Genomic DNA, 24154 nt, shown 5'->3' with positions numbered 1-24154 from the left:
GAGAGCGGGAAGTGCCGGAGAAAAGGGGAACGAGGACGTGGCCAGTACGAGTGAATCGGCGGACCGGCTGACGCCCGTGCTGCGGCCGGTGCGGGCGGGCAACGGATTCGAGGAGGCCCTGGAGCAGATCCTCCAGGTGGTACGGCTCGGCCTGGTGCCCGGCGGGGAGAGGCTGCCCGCCGAGCGGGAGCTCGCCGACCGGATGGGGATCAGCCGGGTCACCCTGCGCGAGGTCCTGAAGGTCCTCCAGGAGCAGGGGCTCGTGGAGAGCCGGCGCGGCCGGTACGGCGGGACGTTCGTGCTGCCCCGGGTGCAGACGGCCGACGAGGACGAGCTGCGCCGCCGGATCGCCACGGTCGACATGGAGGACACCCTGCGCTTCCGTGAGGTCCTGGAGGTGGGGGCCGCCGGCCTGTGCGCGGCCCACGGCCTCGACGCGGCGGGCGCCGAGCGGCTGCGGACGGCCCTCGCGGCGACCCATGACGCCCCGCTGGCCGATTACCGCCGCCAGGACACCCTGCTCCACCTCACGCTCGCGGAGCTCTCCGGCTCGCCGACGCTGACGGCCCAGTACGCCGCCGTCCGGGCGACGGTGAACGACCTCCTGGACTGCATCCCCCTGCTCGTACGCAATCTGGAGCACTCCCAGCACCAGCACACCGCCCTGGTGGAGGCCGTGCTCGACGGGGACGCGGACGCGGCGCGCGAGGTGATGCGGGAGCACTGCTCGGGCACGGCGGCGCTGCTGCGGGGCTTCCTGACGTGAGGGGCGGACGGGCCGGGCGCGGGGCGGGCGGCGGGGTGGGCGGCAGGGCGGGCACCCCCGCCGCGTAACCCGAAAGTAACGCAGGGGGGTTGCGCTCCCCCGTCGGCCACCGCAAAGGTATGGCTCCAATCCATTGGGCCGTTGCGGGGAGCTGACGCTGCCATGACGCTGGAAGACACCACGCAGTCGAAGGACGACTACCTCGAACGCCGGGCCCTGCGCCGCGGCAGCGCCGGCTGGCTGCTGCTGACCGGCCTCGGCGTGGCGTACGTCGTGTCCGGGGACTTCTCCGGCTGGAACATCGGCCTGTCGAAGGGCGGCTTCGGCGGGCTCGCCGTCGCCACCGTCCTGATGGGCGCGATGTACGCCTGTCTGGTCTTCGCGCTCGCCGAGCTCTCCGCCATCCTGCCCACCGCGGGCGGCGGCTACGGCTTCGCCCGCCGGGCGCTCGGCACCTGGGGAGGCTTCCTCACCGGCACCGCGATCCTCATCGAGTACATCCTCGCCCCCGCCGCGATCTCCATCTTCATCGGCGACTACGTCGAGTCCCTCGGCCTCTTCGGCCTGGAGTCCGGCTGGCCGGTCTATCTGGTCTGCTTCGCGCTCTTCATCGGCATCCACCTGTGGGGCGTGGGCGAGGCGCTGCGCTTCAGCCTGATCGTGACGGCGATCGCGGTCGCGGCCCTGGTCGTCTTCGCGCTCGGCGCGCTCACCGACTTCCACGTGGACGGCCTGAACGACATCCCGGTCGACGGCGCGGCCTTCGGCTCGAACTCCTGGCTGCCCTTCGGACTGCTCGGGATCTGGGCCGCGTTCCCCTTCGGCATGTGGTTCTTCCTCGGCGTCGAGGGCGTGCCGCTCGCCGCCGAGGAGGCCAAGGACCCGGTGCGGTCGATGCCGAGGGCGCTCGCGATCTCGATGGGGATCCTGGTGCTGCTCGCCGTCATGACCTTCTTCGCCGCCACCGGGGCGCGCGGCGCGGCCGCCGTCCAGGAGGCGGGCAACCCGCTGGTCGTGGCGCTCCAGGGCGACGGGGAGCCGACGGCGCTCAGCCGCTTCGTGAACTACGCGGGCCTCGCGGGCCTGGTCGCCTCGTTCTTCTCCCTCATCTACGCCGGTTCGCGCCAGCTGTTCGCCCTCTCCCGGGCCGGCTACCTGCCCCGGTTCCTCTCCCTGACCAGCCGCCGCAAGTCGCCCTACCTGGGACTCCTCATCCCCGGCACGATCGGCTTCGCGCTCGCCGCCGGGACCGGGAACGGGGCGCGGATGCTGAACATCGCGGTCTTCGGCGCCACCATCTCGTACGCCCTGATGGCGCTCTCCCACATCGTGCTGCGCCGCCGCGAGCCGGGGCTGCACCGGCCGTACCGCACGCCCGGCGGGATCGTGACCTCGTCGGTGGCCTTCGTCCTGGCCCTGTCGGCGCTGGTCGCGACCTTCCTGGTGGACCGGACGGCGGCCTTCATGGCGCTCGGGGTGTACGTGATCGCCCTCGCCTACTTCGCGTTCTACAGTCGGCACCATCTGGTGGCCAGGGCCCCCGAGGAGGAGTTCGCGGCGCTCGCCGCGGCCGAAGCCGAACTCGAACGCGACTGACCCACCGATGCTCCACACCTCTGGAGGAAGTTCCGTGACCAAGCCGCTCATCGGCGTGACCACCTATCTGGACCAGGCGCGCTGGGGCGTGTGGGACATGACCGCCGCGCTGCTCCCGGCCGCGTACCCGCGCCTCGTACGGGAGAGCGGCGGGCTCGCGGTCATGCTGCCGCCCGGTGGGCCCGAGGACGCGGCGGCGGTCGTGGCCCGGCTCGACGGACTCGTCGTCGCGGGCGGGGCGGACGTCGAGCCCGTGCGGTACGGGGCCGAGCCCGACCCCCGTACCGGCCCGCCGGCCCGCGCCCGGGACAGCTGGGAGCTGGCCCTCGTCGACGCCGCCCTGGCCTCCGGCACTCCGCTGCTCGGCATCTGCCGGGGCATGCAGCTCCTGAACGTGGCGCTCGGCGGCACGCTGATCCAGCACCTGGACGGGCACGTGGAGGCGGTCGGCGTGATCGGCCGGCACGCGGTGAAGCCGGTGCCGGGCACGCGGTACGCCTCGCTGGTGCCCGAACTCGCCGAGGTCCCGACCTACCACCACCAGGCCGTCGACCGCCTCGGCGCGGGGCTCGCCGCCTCGGCGTACGCGGAGGACGGCACGGTGGAGGCCGTGGAACTGGCCGCGCCGGCCTGGGCGCTCGGGGTGCAGTGGCACCCGGAGATGGGCGAGGACCTGCGCGTGATGCGCGGCCTGGTGGAGGCGGCGGGCCGGTAGTCCTGCCGCAAGGGGTGCCGGGCGGCCGGGGTGGGCTCCGGCCGCCCGGCGGCTGGGGGCGGGGTCGCGGGCGGTCACCGCCGCCCTCGCGGCCGCCGCCCCGCCGCTCAGTCGCTCGTCGCCCTGACCGCGCGGCGGCCGAGGAGCACGTACAGGCCCGAGGCGACGATCATGCCGACCGGCAGGGAGAGGTCGACCCCGCCGAGCGCCGTGGCGACCGGCCCGGTGTAGAGGGTGTTGACGCAGAGGGCGGCCGAGGCCACGCCCACGATCAGGGAGAGGGCGCCCGCCCCGTTGACGCCGCCGGTGAACCAGAAGGGGCTGCCGGGGGTCTCGTCCGAGAGCGCGCGGCCGTCGTAGCGGTTGCGGCGCAGCACGATGTCGGTGGCGTACACGGCCATGAGGGGGCCGATCAGGACGACGATCACCTGGAGGGCGTTGCTGACGGTGTCCAGGAAGTTGGAGACCAGCAGGCCGTACAGCGTGAGGGCGACCGCGACGGCGCCGTCGAAGAGGACGCTGACGGTACGCCGGATGCGCAGGCCGACGGCCTGGAGGGCGAGTCCGGCGCTGTACGCGGTCAGGGCGTTGATGGAGATCGTGCCGAGGACCAGGGCGAGCAGGAAGACGGGCACGAACCAGCCCGGCAGGATCTCCTGCAGCGCGTTCTGGGGGTCGGTCATGTCGACGGCCGTGGCGGCGAACGCGCCCAGCGAACTGACCACGACGCTGGGGACGAAGGCGCCGAGGGCGGTCCATCCGGCGATCGCCTTCGCCGAGGACGTACGGGGCAGGTAGCGCGAGAAGTCGGCGCTCGTCGTGTACGAGAGCGGGCCCGAGGCGATCATCGTGACGCCCGCGACGAGCACCGCCCAGAGGCCGGTGCCGGCCGGCGGGTCGACGGGCGCGTACGAGAAGTCGGCGTGGCGGAAGACCGCGAGGGCGACGACGGTGAAGGCACCCGCCAGGGCCAGGGTGAGGGGCAGGTACAGCTTGATGATCAGGCCGTGGCCGTAGACGCTGATCGCGAGGGTGAGAGCGGCGATGACCACGACCACCGCCACCTTGACGGGGACGTTCGCGGTGATGCCGGCCTTCTCGACGAGCGCGAAGGCGGCGGTGGCGGCGGCCGCGAGGTTGAGCGCGAAGTAGCAGACGGAGACGAGCCAGCCGCCGACCGCGTTGTTCACCCGGTTGCCGATGACGCCGTACAGGGCGCGGGTGATCACCTCGCTCGGCGCGCCCGCGGCCGGTCCCGAGGTGGCCAGGAGCCCGGTCAGCACCCAGAAGAGGTTGCCCACGACGATCACGCCGACGGCCTGCCAGAGGCTCAGGCCCATCAGGACGAGGGCGCCGCCGATGACGAGGCTGAGGTAGTTGACGTTCGCCGCGGCCCACACGGAGAAGAGCTCGCGCGGGTGTCCGTGGCGCTCGCCGTCGGGGATGTGATCGATGCCGTGGGCCTCGATGCGGCCGGGCCGGTCGGCCGGCGGGGTGACCTCGGCGCGGGCGGCGCCGGGGTCGGGGATCGTGGAAGCCATGCGGCCCTCCGGATGCGTGTGGTGCCCACCTGGTTGCTTATTGGTCGCACACTCAATAGCATCGCCGGTATGCCGTCAAGCGTCCAGCGCAAGAGAATTCGGAAAACTCCCGAGGCCCGTAGGGCGGAGATCGTGGAGACCGCGGCCCGCGTCGCCCTGACCGAGGGCCTGGAGTGCGTCACGCTCCGGCGCATCGCCGACGAGCTCGCCGTGCGCCCCGGTCTGATCAGCCACTACTTCCCCTCGGCGGAGGATCTGGTGGCCGAGGCCTTCAGCGTCGCCTCCACCGGCGAGCTCGACGCCCTGCTGCCCGCCGACCGCCCCGACGGGACCCCCACGCAGTACCTCGCGCGCTACTTCGCCCTCTCGGCCGGAGAGGCGTACGACGACATCAGCCGCCTGTGGATCAACGCCCGGCACCTCAGCCGCTACCGGCCCGTGCTCCGCGACCGGGTCGCCGAGCAGGAGCTCGCCTCCGACGACCGCCTCGAAGGACTCATCCGCGAGGGCGTCGAGCGCGGCGAGTTCCGCACGGACGACCCGCGCGCGGCGGCCATCCAGATCCTGGTGGTCCTCGACGGCCTGGGCGCCCACGCCAACACCGACCGCAGCAACCGCCCGGAGGCGGTGACACGGCTGCCGGTGACGACGGCGGAACGGGAACTCGGCCTGCCGTACGGCGCCTTGACCGACGTACGACTGCCGGGGGAACCGACCGAGCCACGCTGACGGGCGCAGACCACCGCGCCGCGCCGGACGCCACTCGGCAGCAGGTCCCGCAGATCCTGCGGGTCCCGTAGGTCCAGCAGATGCCGCAGATCCCGCAGGCCCCGCAGGCCCCGCAGGCGAACGGTGCCGGGCCGCGCCGACGACCACCACCCCGCCCACCGGCCTCACGCCACCGCCCCCGTCACCCGCCCACCGGCCTCACCCCCGCCCTCCGGCCCCGCCACCCCGACCGCCTCCCGCCCTCTTCCTGGAGCCACCGTGCGCACCCGACTCGTCCTGCACTCCGCCCGTCTGCTCGACCCCGGTACGGGGGCGTTCCTGCCGGAGACCGCGCTCGCCGTCTCCGACGACGGCCGGATCTCCGCCCTGGGCGACGACCGCGAGATCCGGGCGCTGGCCGCTCCGGCGACGACCGTCGTCGACCTCAAGGGGGCCGTCGTCACCCCCGGCTTCGTCGACGGCCACCTGCACCCCGTCTCCGGCGCCGAACTCACCCACGGTCTCGACCTGTCGTACTGCGCCGACCTCGACGACGTGCGGGAGGCGCTGGCGCGCGAGGTGCGGTCCCTCGACCGCGGCCAGTGGCTCTTCGGCTGGGGTCTGGACCCGAACGTCTTCGGCGACCGACCCGTCGGCACCGCCCCCTTCGACGCGGTGCTCGACGGGGTGCCGGCCTTCCTGCTGCTCTTCGACGCGCACTCGGCCCTGGCCAGCCGCCGGGCCCTCGAACTCGCCGGAGTCGACGGCCCCCGCACCTTCGACCAGGCCTCCGCCGAGGTCGTCTGCGACGCCGACGGACGCCCGACCGGGCTGCTCCAGGAGGACGCCGCCTGCGAGCTGGTCGAGCGGGTCGCCCCCCGGCCGACGCGCGAGGAGAGCCGGCAGCGGCTCGCGGCGGCGCTGCGGTCCATGGCGGCGGCGGGCCTCACCGGCGGTCACGCCATGGACGCCAACGGCGACAGCCTCGCCCTGTACGGGGAGCTCGACGCGGCCGGCGAGCTGCCGCTGCGGCTCCGGGTCGCGCCCTGGTGCCAGCCGGGCACCGACGCCGACGGCGTGCGCGCGCTGATCGAGCAGCAGGGCACGGGCGGGGAGCTGTGGCGGGTCGCCGGCGTGAAGCTCTTCATGGACGGGACGATCGACAACGGCACGGCGTGGCTGGAGCGGCCGGACTGCCACGGCGAGTCCACGCACGCGTTCTGGCCGGACCCGGAGGCGTACACCCGGATCATCGGGGAGCTGCACCGGGCGGGCGTGGCCACCGCGACGCACGCCATCGGCGACGCGGCCGTACGGCACGTCCTGGACTCCGTCGAGAAGGCGCGGACGGACGGGGGCGGCGGCGTACGGCACAGGGTCGAGCACATCGAGACGGTGCCGGACGACACGCTGCGCCGCTTCGCCGAGCTGGGCGTCCTGGCGTCGATGCAGCCCACGCACTGCTGCGACTTCACCCGCGCCGACCACACCGACAACTGGTCGCGGCGCCTCGGCGAGGAGCGCGCCGCGCGCGCGTGGCGCTGCCGCGACCTGTCGGACTCGGGTGCGACCGTGGTCCTCGGCTCGGACTGGCCGATCGCGCCGTTCCCGCCGCTGGGCGTGATGGCCGGGGCCCGGCACCGGCGCCCGAGCCGTGACCTCGGGCAGGCGCCGCACGGGCCGGAGCAGGCGCTCACGCCGCTGGAGGCGCTGCGGGGCATGACGACGGCGGCGGCGTACGCGGCGGGCGAGGAGCACGGGGCGGGTCGGCTGGCCGTCGGCCACCGCGCCGATCTGACGGCCCTGGCGGCGGATCCCCTGACCACCCCGGCGACGGAACTCCCGGACGTCCCGGTCCGCCTGACGACGGTGGCGGGCCGGGTGACGTTCCGCGCGACGGAACTCTGACGGGACCCGCCGGTTCACGGGGCGCCCCACCCGGCCCTCCCCCAGGACTCCGTCCGACGTCAGGCCGGCTCGGGGGACGTGACCTTCAGGGGCTCGGTGACCCTCACGGGTTCCGTGCCGGCCACGCTGTGCCGTGCGGCCCACGCTTCCAGGGCCGTACGGCAGGCGTGGTCGAGGTGGTGCAGGCCGGAGACATCGACCACGATCGGTCGGTCCTGGGGCAGCGCCTCCAGGCTGTCGAGTATCTTCGGCAGCCGCAGGAAGGTGGCGTTGCCCGACAGATGTGCCTGGAGCGGGCCCGCGCCCTTGTCGATGACCTCCAGTCTGACGTGTGACGTCTCCCAGGCGGTCTTGGCCACGGACAGGGCCAGTCCGATCAGCACGCCTTCGAACATGTTCACGGTGACGATCGCGACGGCCGTCGCCACCAGGATCAGCGCCTCGCCCCGGTGCCCCCGCCACAGCGCCGCGACCCCGCGGAACGGGATCAGCTTCCAGCCCGCGTGGATCAGGATGCCGGCGAGGGCGGGCAGCGGGATCAGCGCCAGTGTCCCCGGCAGCAGCGCCGCGAACAGCAGCAGCCACACGCCGTGCAGGACGCGGGACGCCTTGGTCTTCGCGCCCGCCGCCACGTTGGCGGAACTGCGGACGATGACCGCGGTCATCGGCAGGGCCCCGAGCACACCGCAGACCGCGTTGCCCGCGCCCTGCGCCATGAGCTCCTTGTCGTACTGGGTGCGTGGACCGTCGTGCAGCCGGTCCACCGCGGCGGCGCTGAACAGGCTTTCGGCGGAGGCGATCAGGGTGAAGGCGAGGACCGTGCCCAGGACGGCCGGATCCGCCAGCTCGCCGAAGGCGCCGGCGCCGGGCAGCTGGACGGAGCCGATCAGGCCGTTCACCTCGACGGTGGCCACCGGCAGGCCGAACGCCAGGGTGACCGCCGTCGCCAGGATCACCGCGGCGAGCGCGCCCGGCACGGTCCGCGCCTTCTTCGGCAGGTGCTTCCACCCCACCACCACGGCCATGGTGCCCGCGCCGACCGCGAGCGAGGCCGGCGCCGTGGTGCTGCCGAAGGCGCCGAAGACGGCCCCGGGCATCCCCAGGATCTTGTCGACGCCGGAGGCGGGAGCCTTCAGGCCGGCCGCCGCGTACAGCTGACCGGCGATGATCACCAGACCGATACCGGCCAGCATGCCCTCGACGACGGCGACGGAGATCGCCCGGAACCAGCGACCCAGCTTCAGGGCGCCCATGGCCAGTTGGAGCACCCCGGCGGTAAGGACGATCACACCGAGCGTGGCGAGCCCGAACTCGGTGACGGCCTCGAAGACCAGCACGGTCAGTCCCGCCGCCGGTCCGGACACCTGCAGGCTGCTGCCCCGCAGGAGACCGGTGACGATGCCGCCCACGATGCCGGTGACGAGTCCGAGCTCGGCCGGGACTCCCGAGGCGACGGCGACGCCGACGCACAGGGGGAGGGCGACGAGGAACACGACGAGCGAGGCGGCGAAGTCCTGGCGTAAGTAAGGGAAGTTGGTCATGTCGGCTCCCTTCACAGCGCTTCGAAGGCGTCGGTGTCCGCGCGGTGCTCGCGTACGGCTCCGGTGTGGACCTCGTAGTACCAGCCGCCCAGGCCGAGCCGTCCGGACGCGAGGCCCTTGTCGACACAGGGGTGGGAACGCAGCCGCAGCAGCTGCGTCAGGACGTGGTGCTGTACGGCTTCGGCGACCGTCGGGTCGGCCGGGTCGGCGCACCGGGGCTCCTCCGCGGCGTGCGCGAGCCAGTCGCGCACCGCGGGGACGGTGTCCAGGTCGTCGCCGCGCACCACGGCGCCCACGGCGCCGCAGTGGGAGTGGCCGCAGACCACGATGTGCCGGACGCCGAGGACCTCCACGGCGTACTCGATGGTGGCGGCCTCACCGGTCGGGACGCCGGAGCCGTACGGCGGGACGATGTTGCCCGCCGTACGCAGCTCGAAGAGCTGGCCGGGCCGGGCTCCGGTGATCAGGGCGGGGACGACCCGGGAGTCGGCACACGTGATGAACAGGACCTCGGGGGACTGGCCTTCGGCCAGTCGGGCGAACTCCTCAGGGCGCTGTCCGAAGGTACGCGCGTTGTCGATGAGGGGTTGCATGGCGTGGTGGCTCCTCCTGGCGCGTCGTGGTGACGCGTCGGGTGTGCAGGGCAGGTGTGCGGGGTGGTGGGGGCTGCTCAGCAGCGGAACACCTGGAGTGCGGCCATGGAGTGGAGGCCCGGAGATCTCGCCGAGGAGGGATCCGCGGCACCGCGCGCGGTCGGCCGGGGTGCGGCCGAGGCGGAGCGCGGCGGCGACGGGCGTTCGGACGCGGCCGGCTGGTCGGCGGTGCGGTGGCGGTCGCGGGTGCGCGGGGAACCGATCGGGTCTCCCGGCGGCTCGGCGTCGCGACAGGTGACGACCTCGTCGTACGAGGCCGCCCCGGAGGACTTCGCGCCGAACGGCGCCTTGGCCACGGCGTGCCGGTTCGTGTGTGCGACCGCGAAGGAGGCGGCGGTGAGGAGCTGGAGGGCGACGAGGACGAGGGCGAGGGTGGAAAGCCCCGTCCAGGCCGTCATTGCTCGGCGCATATGCCTCCCCCAGGGTGATTCCCCAGGTCTAGGAATCACCAACGGTTGGTCAACGACTGGCCAAGGAGACGATGACTCGGCAAAGTCGCTTGCCGGGTTAACCGAACGTTACGGATGGAAGCGAGCCCGAAAACCGGAGGGTATTCGGCGCGGACCGACTCTTGAACGCCGACCGCCGAGCGTGTAAGTGCGAAGCTCCTCGGAATGGCGGTCGTCGAGACCCCTACCCCCGTGTCAGCGACAGCAGGTCCCGCGCCGGGCCCGTCGGGCGGTGGCCCGTCGGCCACACCGCTCGCAGATCGCGGCGGAGCAGCACCCCCTCCACCGGGATCGCCACGAGCCGCCGCGACGCCAGCTCCTCCGTGATCGCGAGCTCGCTCAGGACGGCGGGCCCCGCCCCGCTCACCGCCGCGGCCTTGACCGCCGTCGTGGAGGCGAGTTCGAGGAGCGGCTGCGCGAGCCCGCCGTGCGCGGCGAGCGCCGCGTCGAGGACCTGCCGGGTGCCGGAGCCGCGTTCCCGCAGGACCAGCGGGGTCGCGGCGAGCTCGGCCGGGTCGAGCGGGCGCCGGCGCCGGGCCCACGGGTGGGAGGGCGCGGCGACGAGCGCGAGCCGGTCGTGCGAGACGACGACGCCGTCGAGGCCGTCCGGCACGGCGAGCCCCTCGACGAAGCCGACGTCGGCCTCGCCCGCGAGGAGGCGTTCCGCGACGGCCGCCGAGTTCCCGGCCTGGAGCGACACGGCGGTGTCGGGGCGCTGGGCGCGCAGCGCTATCAGCCAGCCCGGCAGCAGGTATTCGGCGATCGTCATGGACGCGGCCACCCGCAGCCGCGAGTCCCGCCGGCCGCGCAGCGCCTGCGCGCCCGCGTCGAAGGCCTCGGCGGCCTCCACGATGCGCCGCGCCCAGTCGGTGACGAGGGCGCCGGCGTCGGTGAGCCGGGAGCCGCGCGGCGAGCGGTCGAGCAGGGCCACGCCGAGCTGCCGTTCCATCGAGCGGACGCGGCTGCTGGCGGCGGGCTGGGTGATCCCCACCTCGCGGGCGGCGGCGCCGAGGCTCCCGTGCCGGGCGACGGCGAGGAGGAGTTCGAGGGCGCCGAGGTCAGGGACCCGGTGGGAGAGGCCCCGGTGGAAGAAAGGGGTCGGGGTCTCGCTCGGCTCACTGCTCATAAAGGCAGCTTATGGCCTCATAGCCACAACGTCCCTGGTGGGGGCCGTTCCGGCGCGAAACGATCGGGACATGGCAAGCCTCGCACCTCCTCTCCCCGCCCTTCGCGCCACCACCCCCGGCGCCCGGGCGACCCGTTCCGTCCGTCACCTCGGACCCAACTGGTACGCCTCCGTGATGGGCACGGCCATCGTCGCCAACGCGGGCGCCGCCCTTCCGCTGGACGTCCCCGGTCTCCGTACGGCCTGCGCCGCGGTCTGGGCCCTGTCGCTCGCCATGCTGCTCGCCCTGCTCACCGCCCGCGCCGCGCACTGGGCCCGCCATCGGGACCGGGCCCGCGCCCATCTGATGGACCCGGCGATGGCGCCGTTCTACGGCTGTCTGTCGATGGCGCTGCTCGCGGTCGGCGGCGGGGCGATGATCGTGGGGCGGGACTGGGTGGGACTTCCGGCGGCCGTCGCCCTCGACGCCGTCCTGTTCACCGTCGGCACGGTGATCGGACTGGTGGCCGCGGTGGGCGTCCCGTACCTCATGGTGGTGCACCACCGGATCGAGGGCGCGTCGCCGGTGTGGCTGCTGCCGGTGGTCGCCCCCATGGTGTCCGCCGCGCTCGGCCCGCTGCTCGTGCCCCACCTGTCCGCCGGGCAGGGCCGGCAGACCCTGCTGATCGGCTGCTACGCGCTGTTCGGCGTCAGCCTGCTCGCCACTCTGGTCATGCTGCCGCTGGTCTTCGGACGGCTCGTCACCGGTGGCCCGCTGCCGCTCGCGCTCACCCCCACCCTCTTCCTGGTCCTCGGCCCGCTGGGCCAGTCGACGACCGCCGCGAACAAGTTCGCCGACACGGCCGCGGGCGTGCTGCCCGCCCCGTACGCCCACGGCTTCGCCGCCTTCGCCGTCCTCTACGGGGTCCCCGTGATGGGCTTCGCGCTGCTGTGGCTGGCGCTCGCCGGGGCGATGGTGCTGCGGGCGCGGCGGCGGGGCATGGGCTTCGCGATGACCTTCTGGGCGTTCACCTTCCCGGTCGGGACCTGTGTGACCGGCGCCGAGGGCCTGGCCGGGCACACCGGTCTGGCGGCGTTCCGGTGGCTGGCGATCGTCCTGTACGTGTTCCTCGTGGCGGCCTGGCTGGTGGCCGGTTTCCACACCGTGCGCGGGCTGTTCAGCGGTGCGCTGCTCGAAGGGCCCGGGCCAGCGCCCGCGGGGCCTCGGCCAGTGACGGCCCGTACCAGGTGAGCATGCGCCCGTCGACGAGGGCGGCGGCGGTCCCGGGGAAGGCCTCGGGGCCGTCGTCGCGCGTGAAGCGGTAGGGCTCGTCGGGCAGGACGACGAGGTCGGGGGCGCAGGCGCGCAGTTCGTCGAGCGGGACGCGCGGATAGCGCTCGGGGTGGTCGGCGTACAGGTTCCGGACGCCGAGGCGGGCGAGCAGGTCGCCCGCGAAGGTGTCACGTCCGACGACCATCCAGGGCCGCCGCCAGATCGGCACGACGGCGGTGGACGGTTCGATCCGTGCGACGGACTCCCAGGCGGCCTCCGCCTCGTCGAGCCAGCGCGGCCGGGGCGCGCCGCAGGCGGCGAGGACCCGTTCCAGTTCCCGCAGCGCCTGGTCGAGGGTGCGGATCTCGGTGACCAGGACGTCGAGTCCGGCGGCCCGCAGGGCGGCGAGGTCGGGGGCGCGGTTCTCCTCCTCGTTGGCGATGACGAGGTCGGGCCGGAGCGCGGTGATCGCCGCGACGTCGGGGTTCTTGGTGCCGCCGATGCGGACGACGTCGAGTCCGGCGGGGTGGCTGCACCAGTCGGTCGCGCCGACGAGGACGCCGGGGGCGGTGACGGCGACGGCCTCGGTGAGGGACGGCACCAGGGAGACGACTCTCATCAGGACGCGGTCCTCACTCCACCTCGGCCTCGACGTGGTCGCCGACGGCGACGACGAGGAGGCGGGTGCCGGGCTCGGTGGCGCGCCAGCGGTGCCGTACGCCGCCGGAGAGGTAGAGCGTGTCGCCGCGGCCGAGCCGGTACGCGCGGCCCTCGGCCTCGACCTCGGCGGCGCCGTCGGCCACGTAGAGGAGTTCGTCGTTCCGGTGCTGGAACTCGCGACCCGCGTCCTGCTCGCCGGTGAACTCCAGGGCGTGCAGCTGGTGGCGGCCGCGGACCAGCGCCCGGACGCCCGGGGGCAGGCCGGGCGAGGGGTCCCCGGCCCGGACGACGTCGACGGTGCGGGAGGCCTCGGCGGCGGCGAGGAGTTCGCCGGCCGTGGTCTCCAGGGCCTCGGCGACGAGTTCGAGGGAGCGGCGGCTGGGGCGGGCGCGGTCGTTCTCGACCTGGCTGAGGAAGGGGACGGACAGGCCGCTGCGGGAGGCGACGACGGCCAGGGTCAGCTGGAGCGCTCTGCGGCGCCTCTTGACGGCCGCGCCCACGCGGGGCGCTTCCTTCTCGTCCATGTCGGCTCCCTCCCTCTGCTCGTACCGGTCGGTTACCTGAACCTTACGCAGCTTTGGGGCGGGGTTTCGCGTCGTGACGAAAAGGGGTGGTCGCCGAACACGTTCGGCGACCACCCCTTTTCGGCCAGTGAGCGAAAGGCCCTACTGCGGGGCGAGCTTCTCCGCGAGGCCGGGGTTCCGGTCCAGCCAGGTGCGGACGGCCTGCTGCTCCTTGCCCTTGCCGGTCTCCTGGATGACGGCCTCGAGGTCCGTGAGCTGCTTCTCGGTCAGCGAGAAGTTCTTCAGCCAGGTGCCGACCTCGGGGTTCTCGGCGGCGAACCCCTTGCGGGCGAGGGTGTGGACGCCGTCGCCCTTGCCCCAGGAGCCCTTGGGGTCGTCGAGCTTCTTCAGGTCGTGGGCGGAGTAGGCCCAGTGCGGCGACCAGAGGGTGACGACGACGGGTTCCTTGCGGTCGTAGGCGCGCTTCAGCTCGGCGAGCATGCCGGGCGTGGAGCCGTCGACGACCTTGTACTCGCCCTCCAGGCCGTAGTCCTTGAGGACCTTGTCCTTGAGGATGCCCATCATTCCGGCGCTGGGCTCGATGCCGACGATCCGGCCCTTGAACTGTCCGGCTTTGCCCTTGAGGTCGGCGAGGGAGTCGACGCCCTTCACGTACGAGGGGACGGAGAGCTCCAGGGAGGTGGGGCCGTACCAGGAGCCGAGGTCCTCCAGCTTGTTCTGGTACTTCTTCCAGTACTGGGCGTGGGTGACGGGGAGCCAGGCGTCGGTCTGGAAGTCGAGCTGCCCGCCGGCGAGGCCGGTGTAGAGGGCGCCGGCCTCCAGCTGCTTGGTCTCGACCTCGTAGCCGCGGCGCTCCAGGAGCTCCTTCCAGAGGTACGTGGAGGCGATGCCCTCGTCCCAGGGGATGTAGCCGATGCTGACCTTCTTGCCGTGGCCGCCGTTCGGGCCCGAGGCGGTGGCGGAGGTCGCGCCGCCGGAGCCGCCGAGGAAGCCCATGCCGCCGGCGGCGAGGGCGAGGACGACGACGCCGACGAGGGCGGTGACGGGCTGCGGGCGGTGGGCCCAGAGCTTGGCGCCGGGCCGCTTGGCGCTGCTCAGCGCGGCGCGGGCCTTGGCGACGGCGCGGCGGCCCAGCGGGGAGACCTGGCGGCCGAGGGCGCCGGTCATCCGGTCCAGGTACATGGCGAGGACGACGATGGAGACGCCGGCCTCGAAGCCGAGGCCGATGTCGACGTTGCCGATGGCGCGGTAGACGGCGCCGCCGAGCCCGCCGCCGCCGACCATGCCGGCGATGACGACCATGGAGAGGCCGAGCATGATGACCTGGTTGACGCCGGCCATGATGGTCGGCAGGGCGAGCGGCAGCTGGACGCGCAGCAGCGTGTTGCGCGGGGTGGTGCCGAACGCCTCGGCGGCCTCGACGAGTTCGCCGTCGACCTGGCGGATGCCGAGTTCGGTCATGCGCACGCCCGGGGGCAGCGCGAAGACGATGGTGGCGATGATGCCGGGGACCACGCCGACGCCGAAGAAGATGATGCCGGGGATGAGGTAGACCATCGCCGGCATGGTCTGCATGAAGTCGAGGACGGGCCGCATGACGGCGCTGACGGACTTCGAGCGGGCCGCCCAGATGCCGAGCGGGACGGCGATCACCAGGGTGACGAGGGTGGCGACGAGGACGAGCGAGAGCGTCGCCATGGCCTCGTCCCACAGCTGGACCGAGTCGACCAGCGCGAAGCCGGCGAAGGCGAGCACACCGGCGGCGAGGCCGCGCAGCCACCAGGCGACGACGGCGAGGATGCCGGCGAAGAGCAGCGGCTGGGGCGCGGACAGGACGGCGTCGATGCCGTCGTAGAGGCCGGTGACGCCGGTGGTGACGGCGTCGAAGAGCCAGGAGAACTGGGCCTGGAGCCAGTCGACGGAGCTGTCGACCCACTGGCCGAGGGGGAGCCTAGGCACGGGCGGTCACCTCCCGGGCCTCGGTGAACGGGGCGTTCGTCGCGGCGACACCGCCCATGACGGCGAGGAGGCGCTGCGTCGGTACGACTCCGAGGACGGAGCCGTCGGCGTCCTCGACGGTCACCGGGTGCGGGGCCAGGGCGGCGGCGGCGCACAGGTCGGCGACGAGGGTGTCGGGGCCGACGGGTCGGCAGGCGCAGTCGTCGGGGCAGTCGACGGGGGCCGTGGCGTCGGTCATGACGGCGGCGGCGGTGAGCACCCGGGAGCGGTCGACGTCCTGGATGAAGGAGGCGACGTAGTCGTCGGCGGGGCGGACGAGGATGTCCTCGGCCGTGCCGAGCTGGACGATCCTGCCGTCGCGCATGACGGCGATCCGGTCGCCGAGGCGCATGGCCTCGTTGAGGTCGTGGGTGATGAAGACGATGGTCTTCTTCAGCCGCTGCTGGAGCACGAGGAGCTGGTCCTGCATGTCGCGGCGGATCAGCGGGTCGAGCGCGCTGAAGGACTCGTCCATCAGGAGCAGGTCGGCGTCGGTGGCGAGGGCGCGGGCCAGGCCGACGCGCTGCTGCATGCCGCCGGAGAGCTCGTCGGGCCAGGACTTCTCCCAGCCGGCGAGGCCGCACAGTTCGAGGGCCTCGGCGGCGCGGGTCTCGCGCTCGGCGCGGGGCACGCCCTGGACCTCCAGGCCGTAGGCGGCGTTCTCCAGGACGTTTCGGTGCGGGAACAGCGCGAAGTGCTGGAAGACCATGCTGATCTTGGTGGAGCGGACCTCGCGCAGCTCGCGGGGGGAGAGCGCGGTGAGGTCGTGGCCGTCGTAGAGGACCCGGCCGGCGGTCGGTTCCAGCAGGCCGTTGAGCATGCGGAGGAGGGTGGACTTCCCGGAGCCGGACAGGCCCATCACGACGAAGATCTGACCGGGTTCGACGACGAAGCCGGCGTCGACGACGGCGGCGGTCGTTCCCTCGGCGCGCAGCTCCTCGCGTTCGGCGCCGTCGGCGAGCCTGCGGACGGCTTCGTCGGGTCGTCTGCCGAACACCTTGTACAGATGGTCGGCCTGGAGCCTGGACACATACACCTCACGGGTAGCGATGAAGAACGGCCCCACCACCCCCGCGCGGCCGGCCGTGGAGCGGGCGGGATCGGCCCGCGGGCCCGTCGCGTACGGGGATCCTTTCGTTGAATCCCGTACCGGGTTCCGCTCCGGGCTCGCGCATGCCCTGCTTCACAGGGTGCAAACGCAAAGGTGACGGGGGTCACGCGAGGGGCCCCGAAAGGCCCCGCGCGCGGAACGGAGGGCCTGTCGGTGGGGTGCGGCATGATCGGGGGGTGACGCGACGCCTGATGCTCCTCGACACCGCCAGCCTCTACTTCCGCGCGTACTTCGGCGTGCCGGACTCCGTCCGGGCACCGGACGGCACCCCGGTGAACGCCGTGCGCGGGCTGCTCGACTTCATCACCCGGCTCGTCCAGGACCACCACCCCGACGATCTGGTCGCCTGCTGGGACGCGGACTGGCGGCCGCAGTGGCGGGTGGACCTGATCCCGTCGTACAAGGCGCACCGGGTGGCCGTGGAGACGGAGACGGGCCCGGACGTGGAGGAGGTCCCGGACACGCTGTCCCCGCAGGTGCCGGTGATCGAGGAGGTCCTGGCCGCGCTCGGCATCGCGCGGGTCGGGGCGGCGGGGTACGAGGCGGACGACGTGATCGGGACGCTGGCGGGCCGCGCCGGCGGGCCCGTGGACATCGTCACCGGCGACCGTGACCTGTTCCAGCTGGTGGACGACGCCCGGGGCGTCCGCGTGCTGTACCCGCGCAAGGGCGTCGGCGACTGCGACCTGGTGGACGCGGAGCTGATCCGCACGAAGTACGGGGTGCGCCCCGATCAGTACGCGGACTTCGCGGCGCTGCGCGGGGACACGAGCGACGGACTGCCCGGCGTGAAGGGCATCGGCGAGAAGACGGCGGCGCAGCTGATCACGGAGTACGGGGACCTGGCGGGCGTCCGGGGGGCGGCGGAGGACCCGGCGTCGAGGCTGACGCCGGCGAAGCGGCGCGGGATCGTGGAGGCGGCCGCGTACCTGGACGTGGCCCCGACGGTGGTGCGGGTCGCCGCCGACGTGCCGCTCCCGGAGTTCGACCCGGCCCTGCCGACCGCTCCCCGCGACCCGGAGGCCCTTGAGGCTCTGGTGAAGCGCTGGGGGCTGGGCGGCGCGGTGGGCCGCCTGCTGCCGGTCCTGGAGCGCTGACGGGAGGGGTCGCTCGACCCACATCGAGACTCTCTTGCCGGAGGATGCTAGCTTAGGCATACCTAAGTACGCAGAGTCAGGAGAGCCCGTCGTGGCAGAGCAGCCGGCCCGCAAGGTACCGAAGGCCACCGAAGCCCGTGTGGTGCACACCGAGCGGATCACCCCGCACATGGTGCGGGTCGTGCTGGGCGGGCCCGGGCTCGACGGCTTCTCGGCGGACACCTACACCGACCACTACGTGAAGCTGCTGTTCGCCCCGGAGGGGGTCGCCTACCCGGAGCCGTTCGACATGGAGCGGATCCGGGCGGAGTTCCCCCGGGAGCAGTGGCCGACGACGCGGACGTACACGGTGCGGGCGTGGGACCCGGTCCACCGGGAGCTGACCATCGACTTCGTGGTCCACGGCGACGAGGGCCTCGCGGGCCCCTGGGCGGCGCGCGCCCAGGCGGGCGAGACGGTGCGCTTCCTCGGCCCCGGCGGCGGCTACGCGCCGGACCCGGCGGCGGACTGGCACCTGCTCGTGGGCGACGAGAGCGCGCTCCCGGCGATCGCGGCGGCCCTGGAGCGGCTGCCCGAGGGCGCGCGGGCGCACGTCCTGATCGAGGTCGCGGACGCGACCGAGGAGCAGAAGCTGGCGTCGGGGACGGGCATCGACGTGACGTGGCTGCACCGGGGCGACCGCCCGACGGGCGAGGCGCTGGTCGAGGCGGTCACGGCCCTGGACTTCCCGGCGGGCGACGTGCACGCCTTCGTCCACGGCGAGGCGGGCTTCGTGAAGGAGCTGCGCCGGCACCTGCGGCTCGACCGGGGCGTGGCGCGGGAGCGCCTGTCGATCTCGGGCTACTGGCGCCTGGGCAAGTCGGACGAGGCGTGGCGCGCGATCAAGCGCGAGTGGAACGACCAGGTGGAGCGCGAGCAGGAGAACTGAGCCGAGGGGCCCGGGGCGACGAGAAGCCCCGGGCCCCTTCCCGTCACCCCGCGCCCCCGCCCTCTGCCGCCTGGCCGAACATGCGGTCCGAGGCGTCCATGTGGGCCAGGCGGCGCAGCGCGGAGAAGATCGCGTCGCCGAGGACGGTGCCGACGACCGCGCTCTCGACGAGTTCCTCCCGCGCCACGTGGTGCGCCACGTAGTCCAGGTCGGCCCGCGCCACCCCCTCCGCCGCGTCCGCGTACGCGTCCAGGACCTCGACGAACTGGCCGTGCCCCACCTCGTCGAGCGCCACGAGGGCCACCGCGAGTGCCTCCGCCGCCGGGCTGGAAGGGTGGGCCTGCCAGCCCCGCGCCGCGATCAGTCCGGCGACCCCCTTCCGCGCCTCCTCGATGCCGCCGCCGGGCTCACGGTCGTAGCGCGGCACCATCGGACCGGTCGCCGCCCCCAGCACCTCGTGCACCGACTGTGCCGGGTCGTCGACGGCCATGACCACCCCACGGATCGCCGCCACCGACAGGCCGCCCACGTCGAGGAGCGCCCGGATCAGGCGGAGCCGCCGCACGTGCGCCTCTCCGTAGGACGCCTGGTTCGGGCTCGTCAGCTCGCCGGCGGGCAGCAGCCCTTCCCGTACGTAGAACTTGATCGTCGGCACCGACACCCCGGTCCTGCGACTCAACTCTCCGATGCGCACAGCGCGTTCACCTTTCAGATCCCTCCCCGGCCTTGCCGACCGGCATCTCCATCATAGATAGTGGCACTATCAGATAGCGGCGAGTGCCACTATCCATACTTCCCACGGGGGGATCCGTATGCCTTCGTCGTCTTCGCCGAACCCACGCGCCCACGCCACCCCGCCTCCCCGGCTGCACCGCCCCCTGGTCTGGTTCGTCGCCTCGATGGGCGTCCTCGCCCTCGTCTCCGCCGTCGGCATCGTCGTCGACGACCGGATGCTGGTCGGCGTCCCCATCTGGACCAAACCGTTCAAGTTCTCGGTCTCGTTCATCGCCTACGGCCTCTCGCTGGCCTGGATGCTCTCGCTGCTCCCCCGCGGCCGACGGACCGGCTGGTGGGCCGGGACGGTGATCACCGTCGCCAGCACCGTCGAGATGGTGCTCATCACCCTCCAGGTGATCCGCGGCACCCAGAGCCACTTCAACCAGGCGACCCCCTTCGACAGCGCCGTCTTCCAGCTCATGGGCGCCACCGTCGCCGTGCTGTGGCTGAGCGCCCTGGTCATCGCGGTACTGCTGCTCCGCGCCCGGATCCTCGACCGGGCGATGGCCTGGGCCGTCCGGCTGTCCTCCCTGATCGCCCTGGCGGGCACGGCCGTCGGCTTCCTGATGGTCCGTCCGACACCGGAGCAGCTGGCCGTCGACGACTCGCCGATCGTCGGCGCCCACAGCGTCGGCGTCCCGGACGGCGGCCCGTCGCTGCCGCTCACCGGCTGGGCGACCACGGGCGGCGACCTGCGCATCGCCCACTTCTTCGGCATGCACGCCCTTCAGCTGCTCCCGCTGCTGCTGATCGTCCTCAGCGCCCTCGCCGCGCGCTCCGCCCGCTTCCCCGGCCTCGCCCGCCTGGCCGACGAGCGGGTCCGGCTGCGCCTCACGCTCACGGCCTCGGCGGCGTACGCGGCGACCTTCGTCCTGCTGACCTGGCAGGCACTGCGCGGTCAGGCCCTGTTCGCCCCGGACGGCACGACGCTCGCCTGCGCGGGCGCCATCGTGCTGCTCGGCGGGGCGGCCGCGACCCTGTCCCTCCGCACCACCACCCCCGTCACCTCCCCCACCCCCACCCCCACCGAGGAGGTCACGGCATGACCGGCTTCCTGTTCGAGCTGACGTTCTTCCTCGCGGCGCCGGTCTGGCTGCTCATGATCTTCGCGCCCCGCTGGCGGGGCACGGAACGGCTCGCGGCCTCGCCGTTGACCGCCCTGCCGATCCTGGCCGTCTGGGCGGTGCTCGCCGCCCCCGTCCTGCCCGAACTGTGGGCGGTGGTCAGCAGCCCCGACCTCGACGCCTTCCGCGACCTCACCGCCCTCGCGAACGGCGCCGGCGCCCTCTGGGCCCAGGTCATCGCCTGGGACCTCCTCCTGGGCCAGTGGATGTACCGCGAGGCCCGCCGCCTCTCGATCCCCCCGCTCCTGATGGCCCCCCTGCTCCTCCTGACCATCCTCCTCTCCCCCGTCGGCCTCCCCCTGTTCCTGATCGCCCGCGCGATCTGGACGGCCAGGAGCAGGCGGCGGCCGGTACTCGCTCCGGCGTGACGGCCGGGGCCCCACCGCCCAGGGCGACGCGGTCTACTCTGGCCGGATGCCGGACATCGACCGCGCCGTCGGCGCCGTACTGGGTTCCGCCGTCGGCGACGCGCTGGGCGCCCCCTTCGAGTTCGGCCTGCCCGGCGCCTTCCGGGAGCGATTCCCGGAAGGCGTCGGGGAGTTGTGCGGAGGCGGCGGCTGGGATCCGGGCGAGGCGACGGACGACACGCAGATGGCGGTCCTCCTCGGGGAGTCGCTCCTCGAACGGGGCGGCCTCGACCTGCCGGACGTCTTCGAGCGCTTCCGGCGCTGGGCCGCGGCCGACCCCAAGGACATCGGCCTCCAGACCGAACAGGTCCTGTCGGGCGGCGACGCCTGGGACGTCGCGGCCGCACGGGGGCGGACCGAGACGATGGCCGCCGCCGCCTGATCGCCGCAGGCCCAGGTGGCACGCCCGTGTGGGCAATCGTCCCGCAGGGCGGGACGGGTGGGCACACGGGACGGCGCCCCTAGCGGCGCCTCCGCCCCCTGGGCCTTGGCCCGCACCACCTTGTGCGGCGCACCCGTGGGGCGGGCCAAGGCGCGGAAGCCTAGGCCCGGCAAAGGACGCCGCCCGTTGTGCCCATCCTCCCCCAACGGAGGGGCGGCTCCTTCGAGGAGGCCCTCGCCGGCGCGGTGTACGGCCCCGCCGCCGTCCCCGCCCGCTGGACCGCCCTCCTCCACGTCCCGCTCCCCGGTTTCGGCGGCCGGGTCCTGCGCACCGAGGACCTGCGGGACCTGGCCAGAGCCCTCGCCTCCGGGCACTGAGGCCCCGGGAACCGGCACGCGGTCAGAAGACGGCTCGTTTCCGGGCCGTGAGCTGGAAGAGGCGGGCCGTGTGCATGTAGGGGGCTCGCGCGGTCGTGGCGAGTTCCAGGCGTTCGAGGTCGGCGTAGTACGCCGGGTCGTACTTGCGCGCGTCGTCGGTCAGGTAGTCGCAGAAGCTGCGGATGCCGTAGTGCCGCACGTCCCGGCAGCCGAGGTCCCCGAGGACCGGGATGATCTCCTCTGCCGTGTGGAGGGCCAGTTCGGAGTCGAACATCTCGTTCCGGAGCCGGTCGCTGTCGAGTGCGGCCAGGGCAGCGGCGGGATCCAGTTCCCGGACGGCGACGTTCAGCGGCGCCGAGTGCCGGTTGATCGCCATCACGGAGAACACTCCTCCCTCCTTCAGCGGACCGAGCGCCGTGGCGAGGGTGCCGGGCACGTCGTCCACGTACTGCAGGAGGTTGTGGCACAGCACCACGTCGAAGCCGCCCGTGGCGATGTCCGCCGGCAGTGCGCGCACATCGGCCCGGACACAGGTCACCCGTTCCGAAAGCCCCCTCTCCGCGGCCCGCGCCCCCGCGGCGGCCAGCATGGCCGGCGCGAGGTCGACGACGGTGACGTGGTGCCCCCGCGTCGCGAGCCGCATCGCGTCACCGCCGTCGCCGCCCGCGAGGTCGAGGATCCGCAGCGGTCCGCCTCCGGGTCCGTCGTCGAGGTGACGCATGAGGTTCGCCTCGGCGAGCGCGTAGCGGAGACGGCCCCAGGGGGCTTCCTGCCATTCCTGCCAGGTGGCCATCGCGGTGTCGAACTTCTCGTGATCCTGAGCCATTCCGCGACGATAGCCGCACGTCACCACGGCCCACGGCCCGTCCACATCCGGTCCGCGGACTGCCCTGGTCCGGCCCCGCCAGGCTCGGTTCCGCCAGGCTGCTCAGTTCCGGGCGCGGACCGTGGCCAGCACGTCGCGGTCCGGCTGGAGGGTGAGGCTCGGGACCGGGAGGATCTCGTCCGCGGCGACGTCCAGGTGGTAGCGGCGTGCCAGGACCGCGAGGACGAGGACCGCTTCGACGAGGGCGAAGCGAGTGCCGAGGCAGACGCGGGGGCCGCCGCCGAAGGGGAACCAGGCGTACTCGGGTATCTCCTCGGCGGGTACGCCGCCCCGATCGATCCACCGCTCGGGACGGAAGGCCTCGGCGTCGCCGTACCAGCGGGGGTCGCGGTGGGTCGCCCACTGGCTGGACCAGACGCGGGTGCCGACGGGCACGGGCATGCCGCCGAGGGTGGCGCCCTCCTTGGCCAGGCCGGTGATCAGCCAGATCGTGGGGTACAGCCGGAGGGTCTCCTTGATGACCGCCTGGGTGTACGTCAGGGAGGCGTAGTCGTCGTAGCCGGGCTCGTGGTCGGCGAGGACCCGGTCGAGTTCCTCCGTGAGGGACTCGCGGACCCGGGGATCGCGGGAGAGCAGGTACCACGCCCAGACGAGGGTGGAACTCGTGGTCTCGTGACCGCCGATGTAGAGGGTGACGGTCTCGTCCCGGATCTCCTGGTCGGAGAGGGACGCACCGGTCTCGTCCCGGGCGGCGAGCAGACGGCTGAGCAGGTCGGGGCGCTCGCTCTCGCCGTCGCGGTGCTGGGACACGACGCGGGAGACCTCCGCGTCGATGACGGCGGTGGCGCGCTTGATCCGGGCGCGTCCGGGGGTGGGGACCCAGTCGGGCAGGACCGCTCCGATGCCGCTGAACTCGGCCCCGATCTCCTTCTGCGCGATGTCCATGGCCCGGCCGATGGCTTCGGCGTCGGCCGCCGTGTCGACGCCGAAGATGGTCCGGACGGCGACGAGTTGGGTGAGGGCGGCCATCTCCTTCTTGACGTCGACCCGCTGCCCGTCGCTCCACCGGTCGGCGAGGGCGACGGCGCACTCGCTCATCGTCGCCGCGTAGGAACGGACCTGCTTCGGGCGGACGGAGGGCTGCACCAGGGACCGCTTGCGCCGCCAGTCCGCGCCCTTGGAGACGATGACGCCGTTGCCGAGGAGCGTGCGGAAGGCGATGCCGAGGTCGGGCTGGTCGAAGGTGCGCTCGACCTCGGTGAGGAGCTCGCCGACCGCGTCGGGGCGCGCGACGAAGAGCGAGGGCTTGCCGCCGAAGCGCCAGCGGACGAAGTCGCCACGGCCCCGGAGCTCCTCGAAGAAGGCGAGCGGGTTCTTGCCGAAGGCGGGCAGGTTCCCCAGGAAGGGCACGCCCGGCGGCCCCTCGACGACAACCGGAGCCTCTGCCGGCCCTGCCGAAGCCGCACCCCCTGCCTCTCCCTCTTCCCCCGTCGACCGCCCCTCGTCCCGTGCCCCGGCATGCGGATGACCGGCTCGCGTGGTCATGTGCGTCCCCTCCCCAACTGACCTTCCCTGCTTGCGAGTCCATGCAAGCGGAAGGGCCCTGCACGCGCCACCCCTGTGGACGGCCGCCTGTGGACAACGCCGTCCGGGCGTCCGGAAACGAGCGAGTGCCCGTGGCGTGATCG

Annotated in this window: 24 protein-coding genes; 12 read left to right on the top strand and 12 right to left on the bottom strand. The window is 73.3% G+C overall.

The annotated features are described in order from the left end of the window. Positions 1–37 precede the first annotated feature (37 nt). The 3 genes from BLW86_RS30305 (at position 38) to BLW86_RS30295 (ending at position 3077) form a co-directional block, all read left to right on the top strand. Entirely contained in the window at positions 38–766 is a 729-nt protein-coding gene (locus tag BLW86_RS30305) for a FadR/GntR family transcriptional regulator (protein ID WP_093876986.1), read from the top strand. A 162-nt stretch (positions 767–928) separates the two neighbouring features. Beyond that, the gene (gene eat / locus BLW86_RS30300) at positions 929–2362 is read left to right on the top strand and encodes an ethanolamine permease (RefSeq protein ID WP_093876985.1); all 1434 of its coding nucleotides are present in this window, start codon (positions 929–931) and stop codon (positions 2360–2362) included. Positions 2363–2396: 34 nt separating this feature from the next. After that, complete coding sequence (locus tag BLW86_RS30295) at positions 2397–3077, top strand: gamma-glutamyl-gamma-aminobutyrate hydrolase family protein (protein WP_093876984.1); 681 nt, start codon at positions 2397–2399, stop codon at positions 3075–3077. Between the two features lie 107 nt (positions 3078–3184). Here the strand turns inward: BLW86_RS30295 and BLW86_RS30290 are convergent, their stop codons facing one another. Beyond that, a complete protein-coding gene (locus tag BLW86_RS30290; RefSeq protein ID WP_093876983.1) occupies positions 3185–4618 on the bottom strand; it encodes a purine-cytosine permease family protein in 1434 nt (477 codons plus the stop codon). Positions 4619–4687: 69 nt separating this feature from the next. Here BLW86_RS30290 and BLW86_RS30285 point away from each other — a divergent pair, with 69 nt between their 5' ends. Further along, positions 4688–5347, top strand: coding sequence for a TetR/AcrR family transcriptional regulator (locus tag BLW86_RS30285; protein WP_093876982.1), 660 nt, complete (start codon positions 4688–4690; stop codon positions 5345–5347). 258 nt (positions 5348–5605) lie between these two features. After that, positions 5606–7234, top strand: a complete 1629-nt coding sequence (locus BLW86_RS30280) for an amidohydrolase (RefSeq protein WP_093876981.1) — start codon at positions 5606–5608, stop codon at positions 7232–7234. A gap of 59 nt (positions 7235–7293) precedes the next feature. Here the strand turns inward: BLW86_RS30280 and BLW86_RS30275 are convergent, their stop codons facing one another. From BLW86_RS30275 to BLW86_RS30260, 4 genes are all read right to left on the bottom strand, one after another. Next, positions 7294–8775 carry a SulP family inorganic anion transporter gene (locus tag BLW86_RS30275; RefSeq protein WP_093876980.1) on the bottom strand — a complete coding sequence of 494 codons (1482 nt, stop codon included), beginning with the start codon at positions 8773–8775 and terminating at the stop codon, positions 7294–7296. A gap of 11 nt (positions 8776–8786) precedes the next feature. Continuing rightward, complete coding sequence (locus BLW86_RS30270) at positions 8787–9368, bottom strand: carbonic anhydrase (RefSeq protein WP_093876979.1); 582 nt, start codon at positions 9366–9368, stop codon at positions 8787–8789. Positions 9369–9445: 77 nt separating this feature from the next. After that, the gene (locus tag BLW86_RS30265; protein ID WP_093876978.1) at positions 9446–9826 is read right to left on the bottom strand and encodes a hypothetical protein; all 381 of its coding nucleotides are present in this window, start codon (positions 9824–9826) and stop codon (positions 9446–9448) included. A gap of 235 nt (positions 9827–10061) precedes the next feature. Next, positions 10062–11003 (bottom strand): LysR family transcriptional regulator, encoded by a 942-nt coding sequence (locus BLW86_RS30260; protein ID WP_093876977.1) that lies wholly within the window; start codon positions 11001–11003, stop codon positions 10062–10064. 70 nt (positions 11004–11073) lie between these two features. Between BLW86_RS30260 and BLW86_RS30255 the strand changes: the two genes are divergently transcribed. Next, complete coding sequence (locus BLW86_RS30255; RefSeq protein ID WP_093876976.1) at positions 11074–12234, top strand: TDT family transporter; 1161 nt, start codon at positions 11074–11076, stop codon at positions 12232–12234. On the opposite strand, the gene BLW86_RS30250 is transcribed toward BLW86_RS30255, so the two are convergent. The 4 genes from BLW86_RS30250 to BLW86_RS30235 form a co-directional block, all read right to left on the bottom strand. Beyond that, a complete protein-coding gene (locus BLW86_RS30250; protein ID WP_093876975.1) occupies positions 12161–12874 on the bottom strand; it encodes a helical backbone metal receptor in 714 nt (237 codons plus the stop codon). The two genes, BLW86_RS30255 and BLW86_RS30250, sit on opposite strands and share 74 nt — an antisense overlap. A gap of 13 nt (positions 12875–12887) precedes the next feature. Beyond that, positions 12888–13439 (bottom strand): helix-turn-helix domain-containing protein, encoded by a 552-nt coding sequence (locus BLW86_RS30245; RefSeq protein ID WP_093876974.1) that lies wholly within the window; start codon positions 13437–13439, stop codon positions 12888–12890. Positions 13440–13580: 141 nt separating this feature from the next. Further along, positions 13581–15398 (bottom strand): ABC transporter permease/substrate binding protein, encoded by a 1818-nt coding sequence (locus tag BLW86_RS30240; protein ID WP_093876973.1) that lies wholly within the window; start codon positions 15396–15398, stop codon positions 13581–13583. Continuing rightward, complete coding sequence (locus BLW86_RS30235; RefSeq protein WP_177181786.1) at positions 15391–16467, bottom strand: quaternary amine ABC transporter ATP-binding protein; 1077 nt, start codon at positions 16465–16467, stop codon at positions 15391–15393. The genes BLW86_RS30240 and BLW86_RS30235 overlap by 8 nt, the downstream gene beginning before the upstream one ends. Positions 16468–16739: 272 nt before the next feature. On the opposite strand from BLW86_RS30235, the gene BLW86_RS30230 reads away from it, so the two are divergent. Then, positions 16740–17645, top strand: coding sequence for a 5'-3' exonuclease (locus BLW86_RS30230; RefSeq protein WP_093878952.1), 906 nt, complete (start codon positions 16740–16742; stop codon positions 17643–17645). Between the two features lie 91 nt (positions 17646–17736). Beyond that, entirely contained in the window at positions 17737–18573 is an 837-nt protein-coding gene (locus BLW86_RS30225; protein WP_093876972.1) for a siderophore-interacting protein, read from the top strand. Between the two features lie 43 nt (positions 18574–18616). On the opposite strand, the gene BLW86_RS30220 is transcribed toward BLW86_RS30225, so the two are convergent. After that, complete coding sequence (locus tag BLW86_RS30220) at positions 18617–19267, bottom strand: MerR family transcriptional regulator (protein WP_093876971.1); 651 nt, start codon at positions 19265–19267, stop codon at positions 18617–18619. A gap of 205 nt (positions 19268–19472) precedes the next feature. Between BLW86_RS30220 and BLW86_RS30215 the strand changes: the two genes are divergently transcribed. The 4 genes from BLW86_RS30215 to BLW86_RS30200 all read left to right on the top strand — a co-directional run bounded on the left by BLW86_RS30215 (position 19473) and on the right by BLW86_RS30200 (position 21640). Continuing rightward, positions 19473–20396, top strand: a complete 924-nt coding sequence (locus BLW86_RS30215) for a hypothetical protein (protein WP_093876970.1) — start codon at positions 19473–19475, stop codon at positions 20394–20396. After that, entirely contained in the window at positions 20393–20842 is a 450-nt protein-coding gene (locus tag BLW86_RS30210) for an ABA4-like family protein (protein ID WP_093876969.1), read from the top strand. The genes BLW86_RS30215 and BLW86_RS30210 overlap by 4 nt, the downstream gene beginning before the upstream one ends. A gap of 46 nt (positions 20843–20888) precedes the next feature. After that, the gene (locus BLW86_RS30205; protein WP_371129625.1) at positions 20889–21263 is read left to right on the top strand and encodes an ADP-ribosylglycohydrolase family protein; all 375 of its coding nucleotides are present in this window, start codon (positions 20889–20891) and stop codon (positions 21261–21263) included. Between the two features lie 188 nt (positions 21264–21451). After that, the gene (locus BLW86_RS30200) at positions 21452–21640 is read left to right on the top strand and encodes a hypothetical protein (protein ID WP_093876968.1); all 189 of its coding nucleotides are present in this window, start codon (positions 21452–21454) and stop codon (positions 21638–21640) included. Between the two features lie 22 nt (positions 21641–21662). Here the strand turns inward: BLW86_RS30200 and BLW86_RS30195 are convergent, their stop codons facing one another. Next, positions 21663–22466, bottom strand: coding sequence for a methyltransferase domain-containing protein (locus BLW86_RS30195; protein WP_093876967.1), 804 nt, complete (start codon positions 22464–22466; stop codon positions 21663–21665). A 102-nt stretch (positions 22467–22568) separates the two neighbouring features. Further along, entirely contained in the window at positions 22569–23876 is a 1308-nt protein-coding gene (locus BLW86_RS30190; RefSeq protein ID WP_256341470.1) for a cytochrome P450, read from the bottom strand. Between the last annotated feature and the right edge of the window lie 278 nt (positions 23877–24154).

Source organism: Streptomyces sp. TLI_105 (genome assembly GCF_900105415.1).
Lineage (GTDB): Bacteria > Actinomycetota > Actinomycetes > Streptomycetales > Streptomycetaceae > Streptomyces.
Note: the sequence above shows the minus strand (reverse complement) of the source record. Positions and strands in the feature narration are given on the sequence as shown.

Bases quoted from the DNA above. Each gene is read 5' to 3' on its own strand.
- BLW86_RS30260 (WP_093876977.1), bottom strand. From the start codon at position 11,003: ATGAGCAGTGAGCCGAGCGAGACCCCGACCCCTTTCTTCCACCGGGGC.
- BLW86_RS30250 (WP_093876975.1), bottom strand. From the start codon at position 12,874: ATGAGAGTCGTCTCCCTGGTGCCGTCCCTCACCGAGGCCGTCGCCGTC.
- BLW86_RS30290 (WP_093876983.1), bottom strand. From the start codon at position 4,618: ATGGCTTCCACGATCCCCGACCCCGGCGCCGCCCGCGCCGAGGTCACC.
- BLW86_RS30285 (WP_093876982.1), top strand. From the start codon at position 4,688: ATGCCGTCAAGCGTCCAGCGCAAGAGAATTCGGAAAACTCCCGAGGCC.
- BLW86_RS30275 (WP_093876980.1), bottom strand. From the start codon at position 8,775: ATGACCAACTTCCCTTACTTACGCCAGGACTTCGCCGCCTCGCTCGTC.
- BLW86_RS30265 (WP_093876978.1), bottom strand. From the start codon at position 9,826: ATGACGGCCTGGACGGGGCTTTCCACCCTCGCCCTCGTCCTCGTCGCC.
- BLW86_RS30245 (WP_093876974.1), bottom strand. From the start codon at position 13,439: ATGGACGAGAAGGAAGCGCCCCGCGTGGGCGCGGCCGTCAAGAGGCGC.
- BLW86_RS30215 (WP_093876970.1), top strand. From the start codon at position 19,473: ATGGGCGTCCTCGCCCTCGTCTCCGCCGTCGGCATCGTCGTCGACGAC.
- BLW86_RS30270 (WP_093876979.1), bottom strand. From the start codon at position 9,368: ATGCAACCCCTCATCGACAACGCGCGTACCTTCGGACAGCGCCCTGAG.
- eat (WP_093876985.1), top strand. From the start codon at position 929: ATGACGCTGGAAGACACCACGCAGTCGAAGGACGACTACCTCGAACGC.
- BLW86_RS30205 (WP_371129625.1), top strand. From the start codon at position 20,889: ATGCCGGACATCGACCGCGCCGTCGGCGCCGTACTGGGTTCCGCCGTC.
- BLW86_RS30255 (WP_093876976.1), top strand. From the start codon at position 11,074: ATGGCAAGCCTCGCACCTCCTCTCCCCGCCCTTCGCGCCACCACCCCC.
- BLW86_RS30230 (WP_093878952.1), top strand. From the start codon at position 16,740: ATGCTCCTCGACACCGCCAGCCTCTACTTCCGCGCGTACTTCGGCGTG.
- BLW86_RS30195 (WP_093876967.1), bottom strand. From the start codon at position 22,466: ATGGCTCAGGATCACGAGAAGTTCGACACCGCGATGGCCACCTGGCAG.
- BLW86_RS30210 (WP_093876969.1), top strand. From the start codon at position 20,393: ATGACCGGCTTCCTGTTCGAGCTGACGTTCTTCCTCGCGGCGCCGGTC.